This window comes from Paenibacillus xanthanilyticus, assembly GCF_042682185.1.
Taxonomy (GTDB): Bacteria; Bacillota; Bacilli; order Paenibacillales; family Paenibacillaceae; genus Paenibacillus_Z; species Paenibacillus_Z xanthanilyticus.
The window spans coordinates 796,306-814,517 of sequence record NZ_JBHUHA010000002.1; the positions used below are offsets into that span (position 1 = coordinate 796,306).

16 protein-coding genes are annotated in these 18,212 nt (G+C 60.8%); 3 read left to right on the plus strand and 13 right to left on the minus strand.

Features of this window, described 5'->3' with window-relative positions; translation table 11 throughout:
• Positions 1-262 precede the first annotated feature (262 nt).
• Both ACFSKT_RS20580 and ACFSKT_RS20585 read left to right on the plus strand, forming a co-directional pair.
• The gene (locus ACFSKT_RS20580; protein ID WP_377718342.1) at positions 263-727 is read left to right on the plus strand and encodes a hypothetical protein; all 465 of its coding nucleotides are present in this window, start codon (positions 263-265) and stop codon (positions 725-727) included.
• A gap of 41 nt (positions 728-768) precedes the next feature.
• Positions 769-1,398, plus strand: coding sequence for a TetR family transcriptional regulator (locus tag ACFSKT_RS20585; RefSeq protein WP_377718341.1), 630 nt, complete (start codon positions 769-771; stop codon positions 1,396-1,398).
• A 75-nt stretch (positions 1,399-1,473) separates the two neighbouring features.
• Here ACFSKT_RS20585 and ACFSKT_RS20590 read toward each other — a convergent pair whose 3' ends face one another.
• From ACFSKT_RS20590 to ACFSKT_RS20630, 9 genes are all read right to left on the minus strand, one after another.
• Entirely contained in the window at positions 1,474-2,088 is a 615-nt protein-coding gene (locus tag ACFSKT_RS20590; RefSeq protein ID WP_377718340.1) for a flavin reductase family protein, read from the minus strand.
• On the minus strand, positions 2,085-2,708 hold the full coding sequence (locus ACFSKT_RS20595; RefSeq protein WP_377718339.1) for an alpha/beta hydrolase: 624 nt from the start codon (positions 2,706-2,708) through the stop codon (positions 2,085-2,087). Before ACFSKT_RS20595 ends, ACFSKT_RS20590 begins: the two co-directional genes overlap by 4 nt.
• Entirely contained in the window at positions 2,705-3,655 is a 951-nt protein-coding gene (locus tag ACFSKT_RS20600; RefSeq protein WP_377718338.1) for a ring-cleaving dioxygenase, read from the minus strand. The genes ACFSKT_RS20595 and ACFSKT_RS20600 overlap by 4 nt, the downstream gene beginning before the upstream one ends.
• A gap of 84 nt (positions 3,656-3,739) precedes the next feature.
• On the minus strand, positions 3,740-4,375 hold the full coding sequence (locus tag ACFSKT_RS20605; RefSeq protein ID WP_377718337.1) for a nitroreductase family protein: 636 nt from the start codon (positions 4,373-4,375) through the stop codon (positions 3,740-3,742).
• A 147-nt stretch (positions 4,376-4,522) separates the two neighbouring features.
• Positions 4,523-4,972: a MarR family winged helix-turn-helix transcriptional regulator gene (locus tag ACFSKT_RS20610; protein ID WP_377718336.1), complete on the minus strand. Its 450-nt coding sequence runs from the start codon at positions 4,970-4,972 to the stop codon at positions 4,523-4,525.
• 216 nt (positions 4,973-5,188) lie between these two features.
• Positions 5,189-6,793, minus strand: a complete 1,605-nt coding sequence (locus ACFSKT_RS20615) for a glycoside hydrolase family 3 protein (RefSeq protein WP_377718335.1) — start codon at positions 6,791-6,793, stop codon at positions 5,189-5,191.
• A gap of 40 nt (positions 6,794-6,833) precedes the next feature.
• On the minus strand, positions 6,834-8,474 hold the full coding sequence (locus ACFSKT_RS20620; protein ID WP_377718334.1) for a response regulator: 1,641 nt from the start codon (positions 8,472-8,474) through the stop codon (positions 6,834-6,836).
• A complete protein-coding gene (locus tag ACFSKT_RS20625) occupies positions 8,471-10,294 on the minus strand; it encodes a cache domain-containing sensor histidine kinase (RefSeq protein ID WP_377718333.1) in 1,824 nt (607 codons plus the stop codon). Before ACFSKT_RS20625 ends, ACFSKT_RS20620 begins: the two co-directional genes overlap by 4 nt.
• A 31-nt stretch (positions 10,295-10,325) precedes the next feature.
• A complete protein-coding gene (locus ACFSKT_RS20630; RefSeq protein WP_377718332.1) occupies positions 10,326-11,663 on the minus strand; it encodes an ABC transporter substrate-binding protein in 1,338 nt (445 codons plus the stop codon).
• A gap of 336 nt (positions 11,664-11,999) precedes the next feature.
• Between ACFSKT_RS20630 and ACFSKT_RS20635 the strand changes: the two genes are divergently transcribed.
• The gene (locus ACFSKT_RS20635; RefSeq protein WP_281288269.1) at positions 12,000-12,125 is read left to right on the plus strand and encodes a hypothetical protein; all 126 of its coding nucleotides are present in this window, start codon (positions 12,000-12,002) and stop codon (positions 12,123-12,125) included.
• A 281-nt stretch (positions 12,126-12,406) separates the two neighbouring features.
• Here ACFSKT_RS20635 and ACFSKT_RS20640 read toward each other — a convergent pair whose 3' ends face one another.
• From ACFSKT_RS20640 to ACFSKT_RS20655, 4 genes are all read right to left on the minus strand, one after another.
• Positions 12,407-12,610: a hypothetical protein gene (locus ACFSKT_RS20640; protein WP_377718331.1), complete on the minus strand. Its 204-nt coding sequence runs from the start codon at positions 12,608-12,610 to the stop codon at positions 12,407-12,409.
• 37 nt (positions 12,611-12,647) lie between these two features.
• Positions 12,648-15,584 (minus strand): DEAD/DEAH box helicase, encoded by a 2,937-nt coding sequence (locus tag ACFSKT_RS20645; RefSeq protein ID WP_377718330.1) that lies wholly within the window; start codon positions 15,582-15,584, stop codon positions 12,648-12,650.
• On the minus strand, positions 15,581-17,173 hold the full coding sequence (locus tag ACFSKT_RS20650; RefSeq protein ID WP_377718329.1) for an SWIM zinc finger family protein: 1,593 nt from the start codon (positions 17,171-17,173) through the stop codon (positions 15,581-15,583). Before ACFSKT_RS20650 ends, ACFSKT_RS20645 begins: the two co-directional genes overlap by 4 nt.
• Positions 17,174-17,340: 167 nt before the next feature.
• Positions 17,341-18,021: a tetratricopeptide repeat protein gene (locus tag ACFSKT_RS20655; RefSeq protein ID WP_377718328.1), complete on the minus strand. Its 681-nt coding sequence runs from the start codon at positions 18,019-18,021 to the stop codon at positions 17,341-17,343.
• Positions 18,022-18,212 lie beyond the last annotated feature (191 nt).

Here is an 18,212-nt window from a genome sequence, read left to right on the forward strand (position 1 = left end):
CGGCGAACAGCCGACGAGCAAAATGAGCAGATGAACGAAATCCCCGAGCATTGGGCGAAGGCCCTTTGTTCGGGGATTTTTTATCGCGCCGTTGACACCGGTTGTTCACACGATCTATAATTTGATCAAGTAATCAGTTTTATGATTGTTCACATAATATCTAGTTCATTCGATCAATTCATTGAACCAGTATTCGAATCTCATTCTCTAGTCTGGCCGCTGCCTTCGAACAATCGGCAATTATTCGAAAGGGGAAATGAACATGAGTGAATCGAAAGCAAGCACCGCATCCGTCAAGGAAACGGACCGTAAGTGGTTCGCGGCGTTAAGCGCCGCCGCAGGCGTCCTCGCCTTATGGGCCGTCTGGTTTTTCTACGCCGACCATTGGCAAGCCGCCGACCTGCCCTGGTACCGCTGGATTCAGCCGGCGCTCATGGCGCTGGGCGGCATTATGGCGCTCGCCGCTTCCGCGCTTATCCTCGCGCGCAGCGAGCATGGCAAGCCGCTGTTTCAAATGGCGCTCGGCATGATCCCGGTCGTATTCGCGCTGCGCCTGCTGATCGTCATCGTCTTCTTGGTCGGCCGGTTGTTCGATGGTTCGATCGTCGAACGGATGCCCGAACAGATTGAAGCCCACCCGCTCCAAATCGTGATTAACGTCGTGGTTGTCATCGCCATTGTTCAGCTCGTACAATGGAGCAAGAAAGCCAAATCGCACTCGAAATGACCGACTGGCGGCCTGCTTCGCTGTCGGGGGAGGAAACACGCATGAGCAAGAAGACCGAAGAGAAGCAATCGTTCATCACGGAAGCGCGCCGGGCCCAGATTGTCGATGCGGCCATCACGACGCTCGACGAGATCGGGTTCGCGAGCGCGAGCCTGGCGCAAATCGCCAAACGGGCTGAAATCAGCACGGCGCTGATCTCCTACCACTTCAAGGACAAAAACGAGCTGATGGACTACACGCTCATGGCGCTGGTCAGCGATTCGGCCGGTTACGTGCTGGAGCGAACGCGCGCGGCATCCACGAACGCGGAGAAGCTCCACGCCTATATCGCCGCCAGTCTTGCCTACCAGGCGACCCGGCCGAGACACAGCACGGCGCTGATCGAGATTATTTTCCACGCGCGCACGCCGGACAATGTACCGTATTACAAAATCGGCGACGACGATGAAGATCCGCTGGCGGCCGAGCTGCAGCGTATCCTGACCAATGGACAGTCGCGCGGCGAATTCCGCAGCTTTAACGCGCAGATCATGGCTTCCGTGATTCAAGGCGCAATCGGTGAATATATGTTCAATAAGAAGCTGACGGATGACGTCGACTTGGAAGCTTATATCGACGAGCTGATCGCGTTGTTCGACCGGATGGTGCGAAGCGACAGTCCGCCAGCGTAAGCGCGACGCATCCGCGCAAACCAAAATCAAAATCCCCTGCCGGCGTCGTCGCACGCTGACAGGGGATTTCGTCTTTTATATAGGCCGATCGATGGTGAACAGTCGGCCCAACGCCGCATAGTCGTTGCCGGCCATCCGGCTGACCGGCTGCAGCTTGCCGGCGTCGATGCGGCCGTCCTGGTAGACGCTCTCCGCGACGTGGAACCGGACGACGCGGGCAAGGAGCAGGTCGCCCGTCGGCTCCATCTCGCCCGGCCGGCTAATCGGCACGACCTGATCAAGCACGCACTCCATCCTGATTTTGGCTTCGGCGAGACCCGGGACCGCGATCGCTTCGCTCGGCACAGCCGTCAAGCCGGCCAGCTCGGCTTCGCTCTGATCCGGCGGCAGATTGGCGGCCGTCTGATTCGCCTGAGCCACGTTCTCCTCGTCGACGATATGGATGACCAGCTCGCCGCGGGCGATCGCGTTGCGCGCGGTGTCTTTCATCTCGCCCGCCTTGCGCTGGATCGACACGCCAAGCAGCGGCGGGTTGCTGGAGACGATGGAGAAGTAGCTGAACGGCGCGGCATTCAGCACCCCGCTCTCCGAGAGCGTCGTCACCCAGGCGATCGGCCGGGGTACGATGCTGCCGATCATCAGCTTGTAGACGTCGCGTTCGCTATGAAGCGCCGGATCGATCGTGATCATTGGCCGACACCGGCGCCGAAGGACGCCTGGAACCATTCCGCCGCCGCCTGTGCTTCAGTACGGGTCAGCTGATGGCCGGCTTGCTCCCAATGCGCGGTTACGGTCGCGCCAGCGCCTTCCAGCAGCGAAATGAGCTCATCCGATTCCGAGCGGGTGCAGATCGGATCGTTCGTGCCGGCGCCGATGAACACCGGCACCCCGCTCAAGGACGGGATGTCTACCCCGCGCCGCGGCACCATCGGATGGTGCAGAATCGCGCCGCGCAGCGAATTGGCGTGGTGGAAGAGCAGGGACCCTGCAATGTTCGCCCCGTTGGAGTAGCCGACCGCGACGACATTGCCGCGATCGAATCCGTGCTGGGCGGACGCTTCATCCAGGAAGCCGTACAGTTCTTCCGTACGGGCGATCAGATCCTCGATATCGAAGACCCCTTCGGCAAGCCGGCGGAAAAACCGCGGCATCCCGTTCTCCAGCACATTGCCTCTTACGCTAAGCAGCGAGGAGCCGGGCGAGATCATGCGCCCGAGTCCAAGCATATCCCGCTCCGTGCCGCCCGTGCCGTGAAGCAGCAGCAGCGTCGGCGCATTCGCGTCCGTTCCCGGTTCGAAAAGATGTCTCATTGTTCATCACCTTCCAATACGCGTACTTGAATGGGCAGCAGATTGCCTTCGATCGCCGCGCGGTGCGGCTCATACCATTCGGGCAGCATCACTTTCTCGCCGAGCGTCTCCGGCGCCTCGTCGCGAGCGAAGCCCGGAGGATCGGTCGCGATCTCGAACAGAATGCCGCCGCCTTCCCGGAAGTAAACGGCATTGAAGTATTGGCGGTCGACGATCGGCGTCGGGCCGAGGCCATGGCCGGCTACCTGCTCGCGCCATGCTTCATGCTCCTCGAAATCTTTTGCGCGCCATGCGATGTGATGAACGGTACCCGCACCGCCGTCTCCCCAAGCCATATTTTCCAGCCGGACATCTATGATGTTACCGAGATTCCCCTCGGATTGGAAGCGGGCGTACCCCTTTTCCTCGCCGACTTTGTCGAGTCCCATGACGTTGACGAGCACATCGGCCGTCTGCGCATGGTTGACGCTGTACAGAATTGCGCCGCCGAAGCCTTTGATCGCTTTGTCCGCCGGTATGCCGCCGAACGACCATTGACTAGGTTCGCCGTCGCGGCGCTCCACGAGCTCCAGCTGCAAACCTTCATTGTCGGCAAATTGGAGGAACGTTTCGCCGAAGCGGGTCGTCTGCTCCGCTTTCACGCCGAGTTTCGCCAGACGCTCCGCCCAGAAGCTGAGGGTGCCTTCCGGAATGACGTACGTCGTCGTGCCGACCTGACCGCCGCCGATCCGCCCTTTGCGGGAATTCGGCCACGGGAAGAACGTGATAATCGTGCCCGGGCTGCCATTTTCGTTGCCGAAATAGAGGTGGTAGACTTCGGGCGCGTCGAAGTTGATCGTTTTTTTGACCAGTCGCAAGCCAAGCACCCCCGCATAGAAATCGACGTTCGCTTGCGGGTCGCGGGCAAATGCGGTGATATGGTGAATACCGGATGTACGAAGTGTCATAAGAATCGCTCCTTTTAGGGGCTCCTGCGAGCCCTATGTTTTGGGTTGGCTTAGGATAAGATTTAGCCGCTTACAGACAATTGTTTATTGCGCAAATCCGTCTATCGATACGAACTCGGCCACCGGCTTGCGGTACCCGCGCGGACGCTGCCCGCTCTCGTCTTCCTTGCCGATCGTGATGAGCAGCGCGGGGACGTAACGCTCCGGGATACCGAGCGCTTCACGCATGCGATCCGGATCGAATCCGATCATCGGGCAGGTATCCCATCCCTTATCCTTGGCAATGAGCATGAACTGCATCGCCGATAGGCTGGCGTTGCGGATCCCCTCGTCGCGCATGAATCCCGGTCCGCGTTCCTCGTAGAAGCTCGTCACCGATTCGACCGTGCGATCGTATTCCTGCTTGCTGATGACGCCTAGGTTCAGCAATCCTTCGTTGATGCGAGCGGCGTCCTTGTAAGCTTCTAGGTCACCCAGCACCAAGATGGCGGCGGAGGCCAACCGAACTTTGTGCTGCTTGCCGGCCGCCTCGTAGACAGGTCCGTTCTTCAGCGCCTCGTCCCGTACGACGACGTATCTGGCGTGCTGCAGATTGAACGCGGACGGCGCATACTTGGCCAGGCCGAACATCGCGTTCAATTCTTCATCGCTAATCGCGATGCCGGGTTGAAACTTGGACGCCGATCTTCTTTCCTTTACGATTTCCTCGAATGTGGACATTACTACGCCTCCTGCGAATTTTAAATTTCATTATCTTTGATTTAAGATATCAGTTAAAAGAAATTGCAGGCCGCTGCCTGCCATTCCTATGGAGAAGCCCCCCGGCTTGCCATAGGACTTCCCGAGTGCAGCTCTTATGCCTAGCAACTATCCGGCGCCGCTCCCCTTGCCTAGCTTCTTCAGCAGCTCGGTCGCCAACCGTTTCTCTTCCCTGTCCAGTCCTGCCGTCAAGGCGTGAATGACTTCGGCGTGCGGAGGAAAAATACGATCGAACAGCTCGCTGCCCGCTTCCGTAATCTCGGCGAACGTGACGCGCCGGTCATCCGGGCAAGGAACGCGCTTCAGCAGCCCGCGATTCTCCAGCTTGTCGATATTGTAAGTGACGCTGCCGCTCGTGACGAGAATCTTGCTGCCAATCTGCTGCAGCGGAATGCGTCCTTTGTTGTACAGCACCTCGAGAATCGTGAATTCCGACGGCGACAGCTGATGCTGCTTCATGTCTTTCACAGCTTGATCCATCAGCGTCTTGTAGGCCTTGGATAACACGACGAACAGCTTGAGCGATTCCGCTTGATCATGGTTGAGTTCGATCGGCATCGTTTCCTCCGCTCCTTTCTCGTTGTTTGCTTTGGATTTAATTATCTTGAATTAAAGATAACGCAATTTAAAACCAATGTCAACACCTCTTACTTAAATTGTTTCCTGCGGCCGTTGCCGTTATTCGCCCCATGATGAATGCTGCATGCAAAAGAGCCGCGCCCTAGGTTCACCTAAGGCCGCGGCCCATCCTAATCCATCATGACTGCGGCTTGCTTATGCTTGCTGCCAGCGCCATCCGAGCGGATATTGCTCCGAGATGCGCAGCGGCAGCCGGCCAACGGGCGCCAGCTCGCCCGTCAACGCCTTGGCTGCGGCCTCCAGCGCGAGCGGACGGCACTCGTAGACGGCGAGGAACGCCTTTACGTCCGGGTACAGCAGCAGATCGAGGGGATTACGCACCGAGACGGCAACCGTTCGGTCTGGCGCCAGCTCCGCGAGCTTGGCGGCCATGGCGCGCTCCGCCGCGAATTTCGCCGCGTCGTAGCTGACGAATACGATTTGCTCGAACTGCTCGAGTCCCTCCAGCGCGCTTGGGTCGGTTACTTTGCGCTCGACCACGTCGGCGAGACGATGCGCCAACCTTGCGCCGAGCGTCCCATCCTCGGAGAGCATCTCGTCGGCTACGGATACGGCGACAATCTCCGGCCAGAGCACGAGCGTCTTCGCCTCCTTGCGCAGCGGCAGCAGGCCGCCCTCGTTCTTGACGAGGGTGACGGACGCCTCGCTCCACTTCTCCACGACCTGACGCTGCTCCGGCGTATCGAGACTCGCCTCGATCTCCGCCCAAGGCTTCAGCGGCTCGTAAAGCCCGCGCTTGGCCTTCGCCGCCAGAATCCGCTTCACGGACGCGTCGATCCGCTCCTCCGACAGCTCGCCGCTGGCAACCGCCGCTTCGACGGCCGCCAGCGCCTCGCGGTGCTTGGCCGGCGTATGCGAGACGAGCACCATGTCCGCGCCCGCCTGCAGCGCCATGACCGAGCCTTTGCCCGGTCCGTAATTCTTGTCGATCGCGTCCATCTCCAAGCAGTCCGTGATGATGATGCCTTGGTAGCCGATGTCCTCGCGCAGTAGGCCGGTTAAGATCGGCTTCGACAGCGTGGAAGGCACGCCGGACGGGTCGAGCGCCGGCAGGCCGACGTGCGCGGTCATGACGAAATCAGCGTCTTCCGCCGTTCTGCGGAACGGCACCAGCTCGATCTCCTCCAGCCGCGCCCGATCGTGCGCCAGCATCGCGAGCGCGTGGTGGGAGTCGACATTCGTATCACCATGGCCGGGGAAGTGCTTCACCGTCGCCGAGACGCCAGCGCTCTGATAGCCCCGCACCGCGGCAAGGCCGAATTCGCTGACTAGTTCGGCGTTGTCGCCGTAAGAGCGCACATTGATAACCGGATTGTCCGGATTATTGTTGACGTCCACGACCGGCGCGAAGTTCAAGTTCACGCCGACCGCGCGCAGCTGCTCGCCGCTAATGCGCGCCGTATCGCCTGCCGCATCGGCGTCGCCCGTCGCCCCGAGCGCCATGTTGCCCGGCGTCAGCGTGATCCCTTTCACCAAGCGGGCGACCATGCCGCCTTCCTGGTCGATCGCGATGAACATCGGCACCCGCCCGGCCTTCCGGCCGGCATCGTTCAAGCTTTGCGACAGCTCGTGCACCTGCTTGGCATCCACGATATTGCGCGTGAAGTAGATCACGCCGCCTACCCCATAGCGTTCGATTAAGTCCAATATTTCCGGAGCAGGCTCGTATCCTTGGAAGCCGAATACGAACAGCTGGCCGATTTTCTCTTTCAAGCTCAGTTTGTGTATGTCCTGCGTCATCGTCGGTCTCTCTCCCTTGTCCTTACATCGGATCTGTTCGTTACAGATCCTCAGGCTCGTTCTCGGCTGCTTGCCCTCCCTGCCGGGAGGTGCGAAATTCGGACGGATTTTGTCCGGTGTATTTCATGAACACTTTCGTAAAATAGCGCCGTTCGGCATAGCCGACTTCCTTCGCGATCTGCGACACGCTGAGCGCCGTATCGGCGAGCAGCGATTTGGCCCGCTCCATCCGCTCGCGCGTCACGTATTCGATGAACGTCTCCCCGTATGTCTGCTTGAACAGCAGGCTGAAATGCGAGGTGCTGAGCCCGACGAAGGAAGCGGCTTCCTCGACGCTCAGATCGCGGAATAGATTCCGGTCAATGAACGCCTTCGCGTCGCCCATCTGGCGGTGCGAGTGCTTGCGCTTGTCGGTCGACCGGGCAACCCCGACGCTCGACGCCTGGCGGATCGCCGCCATAAGGTCCTTGACGCAGAAGCGGCCGTCAAGCTTACGCCAGAACACCTCTTCCTGATCGCGCGGCAGCAGTCCCGCTTCCTTCAACTCCCGCATCAGGTGCAGCGCCACGAAATGCAGCATCGCCCCCAGCCGCTCCGTCGGAATGTCGCCTGCGTGCTGCATCTGATCGGCCAGCCGGCTTAACTCGTCGTTCACCTTGTCCGGGTCGCCGCGCTTCAGCCCGCCGACCAGCCGCTCCGCCGTATCCCACATGACGCGCTCCGGCTCGACCGCCGCGCTCTTCTCGCCGCCGAAGAAAGCCAGACCGTCTCCGCTGATTGCGAGCTGCATGCCGCGCTGCACCGTCTTATAGGCGGCCGCAAGATCCGTCAGCGCCGCCTGCCTGGCGAATATCCCCGCGTTCAGCTTGTGCGCGGCCTCCTGACGGACTGCCCCGAGCAGGTGGCGCGTCCATTCCGCCATCTGCTCCTGGCCGAGCGTCTCGCCGGCATTCTGGATAAGCACGCACCACTCGCCGTCGCGCGTCTGGATAACCGCATGCGGCAGCGCGGCCTTCTGCAGCGTTCGGCGAAGCACGGAGATGATGGAGTAGTTCCACATTTTCCGCTCCTTGGCCGTCCATTCTCGCCAATCCTGAGCGTCCTCCGAGCCGACGTTCAAGTCGAGCACGATGACCGTGTAGGCCGGCTCGTCGATCTGTCCTTCCACGCCCGCCATCAGGAGGCTGTCCGGCGTGATCACCGTGTAATCCATCAGCACGTCGTATAAAATTTTCTCGTTCGCCATATCGATCATTTGGCCGATTTTGCGTTCCTCGTCCTTCGCCTTGCGTCTTCTGGCCCGCTGTTCGTTCATGACTCGGGCGATGACGCCGGTGAGCTCGTCGTACGGAATCGGCTTCAGGACGTAATCCTTGACCCCGAATTGGATCGCCGCCCGCGTGTACGTAAAGTCCTGGTAGCCCGTCAGCATGATGACGTCCAGATCGAGCCCTTGCTCGCGTATGCGCCGCACGAGCTCCAGTCCGTCCATGACCGGCATCCGGATGTCGCACAAAATCAAATCCGCCTTGTTCTGCTCCAGTAAATCGAGCGCCTCGACGCCGTTCTTCGCCGTCCCCGCCACCTCGAGGCCGAGCATCTCCCACGGAATGACCTTCTCCAGGTTGCGCGTAATATGCAGCTCGTCGTCCACCAGCAGCACTCTGTTGTTCTGCGTCATCCTATCCATTCACCCCGTATTCGCGGAATCGTTATCCGTATGACTGTACCGTACCCCGGCCAACTGCAGACGATCATGCCGTAAGCTGGACCGTAATGGATGCGCAGCCGGTCGGCGACATTGCGCATCCCCAGTCCGTTGCGCTCGCCTTCGCCGAGAGGCGGCGCGCCTGCGCGTCCCGTGTTCTCGTTCTCGATCCCGTTCAGTTTGCGCAGCGACGACTCGCTCATCCCGATCCCATTGTCCCGTACCATGAATACGACCGCGCCGTCGATCACCTCGGCCGAGATCGTGATGACGCCGAGCTCCGTCAGGCCCTCGAAGCCGTGCTGAATGCTGTTCTCGACGAGCGGCTGCAGCGACAGCTTCAAAATCGTGAAGTCGAGCGCGCCCTCCGGGATGTCCAGCTCGTACGTAAAGACGTCCTCGAAGCGGTAATCCTGAATCTCGAGGTAGCTGCGCACATGCTCGATTTCCTGCCGGACGGTAATGACCTCCGCCTGATGCATGCTCGTGCGCAGCAGATTGCTCAGCCTCCGCACCATGAGCATCACCTTGCGCCCGTCGTTCTGCGCGGCCAGCGCGTTGATCGACTCCAGCGTATTGAACAGGAAGTGCGGCTTGATCTGCGCCTGCATCAGCATCATCTCGGCGCGCTGCTTGCGCTCCTGCTCGTGGCGGACCTCCCGCAGCAGCCGGCCGATCGTCTCGACCATGCTATTGAACGAACGCGCCAGCAGCACCGTCTCGTCGCGGCCGTGCGCCGTCACGCGCGTATCCATCATGCCCTGCTCCACGAGACGCATCTTGCGGACGACGCGGATGATCGCCTTGGCGATGCGGTTGACGAACAGCATATTGAACAGCACGGCCGAGAGCAGGCAGAGCAGCGTGATCCCGCCGATCCACTGGAGAAAGCGCATGTTCTCGTTCGTCAACGATTCCCAAGACTTGACCGAGACGAGCACCCACCCGCTGCGGTCGAGATTATAGGCGGAGAACAGCACGTCCTCGCCGCTGAACCGGGCGCGCGCGCTCATGTATCCGGCAGCCGTATCGACCTGAAGATCCGTTTGCTCTGCGATCGATGTCCCTTCCAGATCATGTTCGCTGTCGAGCATAACCAGGCCGTCCTTGTTCAGGATCAAGTACCGAGTCTGCGACGTGTGATCGTCGCCGAACAGCGTGAAGTCCTGCAGCATCCGGTCCACCTCGTCCGTCTTGTACTGCGTGACCATGACGCCCAGGTCGTTGAACGATTCGGTATCCTTCACCAGCCGCATCTGGGTGAACAGCGGCACGTCGTCTCCGGTCAACCCCTGCTCCTCGTAAGGACCGATCCAGACGGGAAGGCCGTTGCGCTTGACCACCTGATCGTAAATCGCATAGCCCTGCAGCTGATCGAGCGCGATCGCACGGAAGGTGGTCGGATCGTTCCGCGAGGCGAGATACTGCATATTGTCCTTCGCGTACAGGACGACGATGCTGATGGCCGGATGTTGGAACAGCACGCGCGTAAGCTCCTTGTCGGCCTGGTTCTTCTTGATCTGCCCCTGCGGCTTGGTGATCTCCGCGCCGAGATTCGCCTTCAGCGGTTCTTGAATCCAGCTGTTCGTCACGCTGGCGTCGGTAATTTGGTCCAGCTCCTTGAAGAAAAAGCGGATGTTGCCGCCGACAGCCTTCAAGGTGATCTCCGTCTGTTCGCTGTACTTCTTCTCGAGCAAATGCTCGGAATTCAGAAAGGAAACGATGCCGAGTCCGATCAAGGGAACGACGATCAGTCCGATGAAGGCGGCGAACAGCTTCACTCTTAAGTTCATATGCGATCGCTCCTTCTAACGAACTTGCAAGCTACGGCGTCGCTTGGTTGGCGATGCGCTGCGTTTCCTGAACATGCGCGGCCACTTCCGCGGGGGTCTTCACCTGACCGATCAGCTCCTGCAGCCCGACGCCCAGATCCGCGCCCACTTTCGGCTGCACGATCGAGTCGAACGCCTTCCAAGCCGACGACGCGTTCGCCAGCGTCCGCTGCACCTCCGACATGAGCGGATCGACGCCGGAGAGGTCGGTCATGCGCATCGAAGGCAGCACTTTGTCCTCGAGCAGCGTTCGCTTCTGAATCTCGACCGTGTAAAAATTCCGGATGAACGCGACGATCATCGCCTTCTGATCCTCGCTCACGTTGGCGGAGAAGCCGAAGCCGTTCGAATAGCCGCCGTTAATGGACGTTTGGTCGCCCTGGCCGCCCGGAATCGCCGGGAACGTGAAAAATCCGATGTTGCCGTCCAGCTTGCCGGCCTCCGGACCGACGAAGCGGTTCGCGTCCCACGTGCCGGTGAACACCATCGCCGCATCCCCTCTGAGGAACTGCGTGCCTTGCACCGCATAAGGGAGTCCGAGCGATCCGTCGGTGAAAAATTTCTTGTCCACGAGCTGCGCGAACGCCTCGAACGACTTCACGAAGCCCGGATCCGTCCACTTCGCCTCGCCCGTCCGCAGCTTGTAGAACGCGTCGATGCCAACGAACCGCTCCGCGATCGTGTTCCACATCATCCCGACCACCCAAGCGTCCTTCGCGGCTTGGGCGAACGGAACGATGCCCTCGGATTTGAGCACATTGCCGACGTGCAGCAGTTCGTCCCAGGTGCGGGGCACCGTCAGGTTGAGCTTCTCGAACAGCGCTTTGTTGTAGAACACGCCTTCGCAATAGCCCCCGAACGGAAGGCCGTATATTTTCCCGTCGATGGTGAATTCGTCCAAGTTGGCGAAGTCGTCCCGGATGCCGAGCTCATCGAGGATCGGCGTCAAATCCATCATTCGTCCGGCTTTGACGTATAGCGCCAAATCCGCGCCGCCGAACACCTCGAAGATGTCGGGCGGATTGCCCGCGGCCATCTCGGCCTTCAGCTTCTGGTCCCGGTTGACGACTTCGTCGATCCCCTCGAGCTCGATTGTCAAGCCCGGATTGTCCGCTTCCGTCTTCGCTACCACGTCCTGAAAAATTTTGAGCCGGATCTTGCTCGATTCCTTGATCTGCGTATGCCGCAGCGTCAGCTTGACGTCTTTGTATACCGAATTCCCGCCGGGAGCGTCCGCTCCGGTCTCATTCGTCCCCCCGGACGCGCAGCCGGCGAATGCCGCTGCGACGGAAACCGCGATGACGGTCATGGCTGTATGCCGTATGTTCATGAATGAGACCTCCTGTTTGCTCGTCCCGATAGGGCGCTGCGCGCGCCGAAGAGGCGTACATGCGGCCGAACCGGCGGAAAAGGCAAATTGTAAAAGCATGCGCTTTCATCCAATCGCGGTCGAACCCCCATATCCCTTTCCACTCTCATTATAGCGGCGGAATCCGCGAAGCAAGAGGACAAAAAAAACCGGAGAGGGGACACATTTCTACGGATGCCCATGGTTCAAACTCCTCTTCTTGATTGATCTGCGCCCGGAGCATGGCTCGCGGGAATCGTTCTGGCTGCATGAAAGCCGCCCAACCCGCCCATGTTATGAGAGCGGGAGGTGAAGAACATGTCAGGACGCAATAACAAACCGAAAAACAACGGACCGGCGGCCAGCCCGTCGCGTCTGGACCAGTTCGGCGACAAGCTGTCGGACGATACGGCGGTACAGAAGCCAAGCAGCAAGAACGACTAAGCAGCGTGTCATGCGCCTCTAGCCCCACGATGCTGCATGTTGCTTCTACTGTACCAAACAACCGGCGCATCGTGAAGCGGCCAGGTACGATGCCGGGGCAAGAAGGCGTCGCGCCTAGCTTGTTAACGTCTATTCGACGCGAGAAGCGGATGCAGCAGCATGGATTTCGTCTTCCCCTTGTCGTGAAGTCGGCGAACATGCGGTCGACCTTATTTAGGCCGCCTTTCCCGTGCTCGTCGCAAAAAAAAGGATGATCCGACGGACTCGGATCATCCTTTCCCTTATACTTGACCGCTCTTCTCGCGTATGCCCAAGACCGACTGCCGCACAGCCTGGTAGAAGGACTGCCAATGCGGCGCGACGTCGTCTGGACCGTGATCAAGGGCGAGCAGCTCAGGCTCCTCGCCGACCGGCTTGCGCCCGGACAGCGCCGCTTGGCGTTCGTCCCGTTCTTTGAGCGTGTTGTCTCCCTTACCGTTCTCCATCTTTCGCCCCTCATTCCCCGCCGGATGCCGGCGTTCGTTAGCCCTTCAGCCGCTGCTTGCGCAGCGAAAACAAATCGCGCAGTTCGTCGGTCGACAGCTCGGTAATCCAGTTCTCGGACTGGCCGACGACCTGGTCGTTCAGCAGCTGCTTCCGAGAGATCATATCGTCGATCCGCTCCTCCAGCGTGCCGAGCGTGACGTACTTGTGCACTTGCACGCTTCGTTTCTGCCCGATCCGGAACGCGCGGTCCGTGGCTTGGTTCTCGACGGCCGGATTCCACCACCGGTCGAAATGGATGACATGGTTCGCCGCCGTCAGGTTGAGGCCCGTGCCTCCGGCCTTCAGCGACAACACGAAGGCGCAGCCCGGCTCCTGCTCGTTCTGGAACGACTGGATCATCGCGTCGCGCGCGGCCTTCGGCACGCCGCCGTGCAAATACGGCGTCGGCAGGCCGATTCGTTCGTTAATCAGCCGCTGCAGCGCGAGGCCCATGTCCACGTACTGCGTGAAGATGAGACAGCGTTCGCCCTCGGCCGCGATCTCCTCCACCATTTCGAGCAGACGCAGCACCTTGTTCGAACGTTCCGGATCCCAAGCCCCCGGCGCCTGCGGATCTTCCTTCAGCAGCAGGCTCGGATGGTCGCACACCTGCTTGAGCCGGGTAAGCGCCGAGAGAATGAGCCCCCGCCGCTGCATCGCTCCGACGGACTCCAGCTGGCCGAGCAGATCGGAGACCATGTTCTCGTAGATCGCGCCCTGCTCCACCGTGAGCGACAGGTAGGTCTGCATCTCGTTCTTCTCCGGCAGCGACAATTGAATCGAAGGGTCTTTCTTCACGCGGCGGAGCATGAATGGCTTCACCCACCGCTGCAGCTCGGCGATGAGCGCCTCGTCCCGCTCGCGCTCGATCGGCTGGACGACCGCCCGCCTGAATTCGCCCAAGCTGCCCAGATAGCCGGGGTTGATGAAATCGTAGATCGACCACAGCTCGGTCAGCCGGTTCTCCATCGGCGTCCCGGTCAGCGCGATCCGGTGCCGGGCCGGGAAGGCGCGGATCGCCATCGATTGCTTCGTGTAGTAGTTCTTAATATTCTGGGCTTCGTCCAGACAGACGACATCCCATGGCACGGCGCCGATGTCTTCCTCGTCGAGCGGCGCCAGCGCGTACGAGGTAATGACCAAGTCCGCGTCCTGCGCCGCTTCGGCGAACGCTTCGCCCTTGAATCGCTTCGGACCGTAATGCACGTGGATGCGTAGCGACGGCGCGAATTTCTCCAGTTCCTTCTCCCAGTTGCCAATGACCGACGTCGGGCAAATGAGGAGCGACGGCCCGAGCCTATTCCCCTTCTCCAGCACGTATTGCAAATACGCGGTGAATTGTACCGTCTTGCCCAGGCCCATATCGTCCGCCAAGCAGGCCCCGATGCCGAATTGCCGCAGGAACGCAAGCCAAGACACGCCTTGCAGCTGGTACGGCCGCAGCTCGCCTCGGAAGTCCGCCGGCTTCTCGATGACCGGCAGCTCGCTCGTCTCGCTCAGCTTGCCGATCCAGGCGGCCAGATGCTCGTTCAGCTCCACCTCGGCCTCAAGCGCCTCGCGGTCTTCCTGCTCCGCTTCCAATTCGGCCGAACCGCGCAGATGCATCTCGAGCACGTCGCGCATCGTGAACCCCTGCTTGCCGCCGTTCTTCTTCAGCCAGCGGCGGATCCGATCCACGTCGTCCGGGTCCAAATGCACCCACTCCCCGCCCACTTGCATCAAGCGGCGGTTCTCCTCGGCCAGCCGCATAAACTCCGCTTCGCTCATGCTGACGCCGCCGACCGCGAGTTTCCAATCGAAGTCGATGATCTGCTGAAGGCCGAAGGTCGACTGATCGGGCGCGCCGATCGACGATTTGACCTTGGCGCGCAGACGCAGGCGCCGGTTGCGCACGTTCTCCCACCAGCCGGGCAGCAGCACGGGCGCGCCCGCCGCCAGCAGCTTCCCGCTCGCCTGCTCCAGAAATTGAAACGCCTCGCCGTCGGTCAGCTCCGTCCGCATATACGCCAGTCCGCCGCTCTCCGCATCCCCGCCGTCCGTCCAATCCGGCAGCGCCGCCAGCCACTTGGCTTCCTCGCGCCTCATCCGCGAAGCGAAATGCGGCCGCCAATCGGCCGGCGCGTCGTCCGGCAGGCGGAAGCGCAGCGGCGGCAAGCCTTCTTCGGCCTCCCCGCCGGCGGAAGGTCCCGCCGGGCGCAGCGCGCGCCAACCGCCGCCCAGCGCCCGGTCCTGCACCGCAGGGCGCAGCCGCCATCCGGCTTCGCCGTCGGGTTCCATCAGCTGCAGCGCCATCCGGAACGGAACGTCGTCGCGCTTGAGTCCAATCGCGACCAGCCAGTCGTCCTCGTCGGCGGCCTTCTGCGCCAGCACCGATTCGCCCGCGCCTCTGGCGGTCTCCTGCCAGGCTTGGGCCACGGTGGCATCGTTCTCGATCAGCGACTCGACCAGCTGCGTCAGCCATCGCCGCGCGCCTCCGTCGCCGGCTTCGGCCAGCTCGGCCTCCAGCCTGACGATCGCCTCGGCCTCGGGTTCCAGCGTCGGGATATCCAACCTCCAGGCGCGCTCCTGCTCCGTCCATCGCGACCAGTCCGGGATGAACCAGCCGCGCAGCAGCACCGTCCGAAGCAGCGCCGCGTAATCCATAAGACGCCGGGCGCGCTCGCCCCACTCCACTTCAAGAAGCGATACCGGCGCGGGCTGCGCCAAATAATCCATCGCAAGCAGCGCAGGCACGCTCAGCTCCATCTGCCCGGTTCGCTCGTCGAGCCGCTCCTCGATCTCGGTGCCGTACCAAGACGGGGCATGCCAGGCAAACAGCAGCGAACGGCTTCGCTGCGAAAGCCCTGCCGCATGGCGGACGCTCAGCACGATTCCTTCGCCGTCTTTCCAATATCCGTCGACATACAGCGTTTCCGCTCCCGTGTAGCCTCTCATGTGATGATTTTTCCCCTCCAGAGCTCTTCCTGCAGCGCGCGAAGCCGCTGGTGCTTGCGCACGGTCTCGCCTATGTAGCGATCCCAAGCTTCCTGCTTCTTCTCCGTCTTATACAGCTTCTCCAGCTTCTTCATCAGCTTGACGGCGTTCCGGTAGCCTTGCCGGTTGCGGCTGCGGATCGCTTGATCGATCGCTTGGTGATACATCGGGAACAGCACCAGCGGGGCGTTCTTGGCCACCTCCCGCACCACCTGAACGTCCAGCTCGTCGGGATCGATGCCGATCCGCAGCTGAAGATCCGCCCACTGCCGGTAGCGCTGCTGCTCGATCCAATGATCGGACAAGGCCGAGTAGGAGTTGGGCAAGAACGAGATCAGATACTTCTCCCACGCCGGATTCTCCGGCTGACGCTCATCGGCGATTCTGCACATCGACAGGAACGGACCGAAGGCGCGGGATTTGCGTTCGACCATGAGTCCGGCATAAATGTAATCCATCCAGCTGGCGAGCCGATCCCAGTCGTTCTCCTCCAGTCGTTCCAAGGCGCAGTCGCAGGCGAGCAGCACCGTCCGGTTGAACTCCGTATCGGCGAGCAGCGCCACCGCCTTATCGTCGCCGCCCTCCACGAAATGGAGGAACGCCAGCGCCATCGGGTAGAAGAACGAGACGCGGCCCGCTCTACGCGAGAGCTGGTGCCGACCGGCGAGCCACTTCTCCTCGGCGTCCCGCCAAACGGGATCGTCGATCATTTTGCCCCACAGCGCGAAGTACAGCGTCTCCCAACGGTGCAGCTGCCCTTCGCGGTCCATGTCGCGGGCGTGAAAGAACGCCCGAAGACTCTCGACCGCTTCCCGTTCCGCCCCCGACATGCCGGCCGCGTTCACTTGGCTCGCAAGCTCCAAATACTGGGCGATCCACGGCTCCGTCATCCGCGCGAACGCCATCTCGTAATAGTAGCGCGTATGGCTGTCCACCGCCGAATACGCCCGCTCCGCCTGCTCCGCCACGAACAGAATCGCATGCATCCAGTGCATTCTGCGCTGCGTCTCCGGCCACGTCTTGGACATGCTCTTCAGCGACGTCAGCACCGATTGCAGCGGATGCAGCGAATGTCTGCACTGCCGGTACGTATCGCCGAATTTCCGTTCCATCGCCTCGATCCAGCCGGACGGCGTCTGAGCGGGATCGTCCGTCCGCGGCGGCGTCCCCGTCGAAGAGCCGTCGACTTCCCCGGCCGGCTCCCCTCCGATCGCCCCGCCGTACAACAGCCGATTGTAGGCTTCGTCCGGACTCATCCCGGCATATTGGCAGTACGCGAAATAAACGGCCGCCATATGCTTGCAATAACCGCCGTGCGGACAGGTACAGGTGCTGAAGGCGAATTCGTCGGCGTCAAGGGTTACCGCGTATACGGTCTCGCCTTTGACCGAGCCGTAGATGCTCGTGCCGTTCATCACCTCGACCGAACGCACCTTCTCCCTGCGGAAGTAATCCCAGCCGCGCTCCAGCAGCTCCGCCGGCATGACTTCGGCGAGCTGGGCCTCCAGCGATTCGCCCAAGCCGTCGTTCAACTGAAAACGTGTGTACATCCGTCCGTCCCTCCGCTTCGTTCAGCCATTCTTTTTATTATAGCAAAACCGAAACGGAAATGCTCCCTGCAATGGATATCCAATCCATCGCAGGGAGCATCGTTACGAAAGAAAATCTCGTATGGGGGAGGCGAACGACGAACGTGATCGCATCCGGTTCGTCCGATCTATCGTGGACCGGTTAGTCTGCCCCACCAAGCCTTAAGCGCCCATTTGCGCTCCTGCCTTTTCTTGAAGCGAGGCAGCGCCCGGTATATCTGGCCGCATTCCGCAAGCGCGCGAGCCGCGTCCTCCTTGCGGCCGAGCTGTGCGTACAGCTTCGCCGTCTGGATATACGCTTCGCAGGAAGACGCATCGATCCGGCGGAAGGATTCCAAGTGCCCGATGGCGGCCGCGGGATCGGACTTCGCTTTGAGGGAGGCAAGCCGCAAGTACGCGGCGCCGTATTTCACCCTCGGGTTAATGGAGAGCGCGTTGCGCAGCGCGGCCTCCGCCGCGTCCTCTTCGCCAAGATAGGCAAGAGCCGTCCCCAGATCGTCCCAGAATTCCGCCGAATGGTCCAACGCGTCCTGAAGCGGCATGAGCAGCTCCTTCGCCTTGGCGTACTTCTTCCGTTCTATATAGAGCCGGGCGAGCTCGTGTTTGCCCGGAACGTCGTTCGGATTCATGAGCACCTGCTGACGGAGTCTGCGGATCGCGGACAAGCGGCGAAACGGCTTCACGATGCTCGGGGATAAACCGACGAACCTGCGGTCGATAATATACAGCACGACGAGAAAAACCAGAATCGCCAAGAACGGATTGCCTAGAATCCGCCATAACAAAACAAACAATAAAAATTTAAACATAATGCCCTCCTGATGTCATATACACGGAAATATTGGGAACCGCTTCCTTATTGTACATGAGAATGGGCATGGCGAATAGACGGCTATGCTGCCTCTTCCCTCCATGTCGTTAGTGTGATCCAGACGCGAATCGCCTACTCCTTCGCCAAAAAAGCTTGCTTGCATATCGCCAAGGCGGCGTCTTACACTAA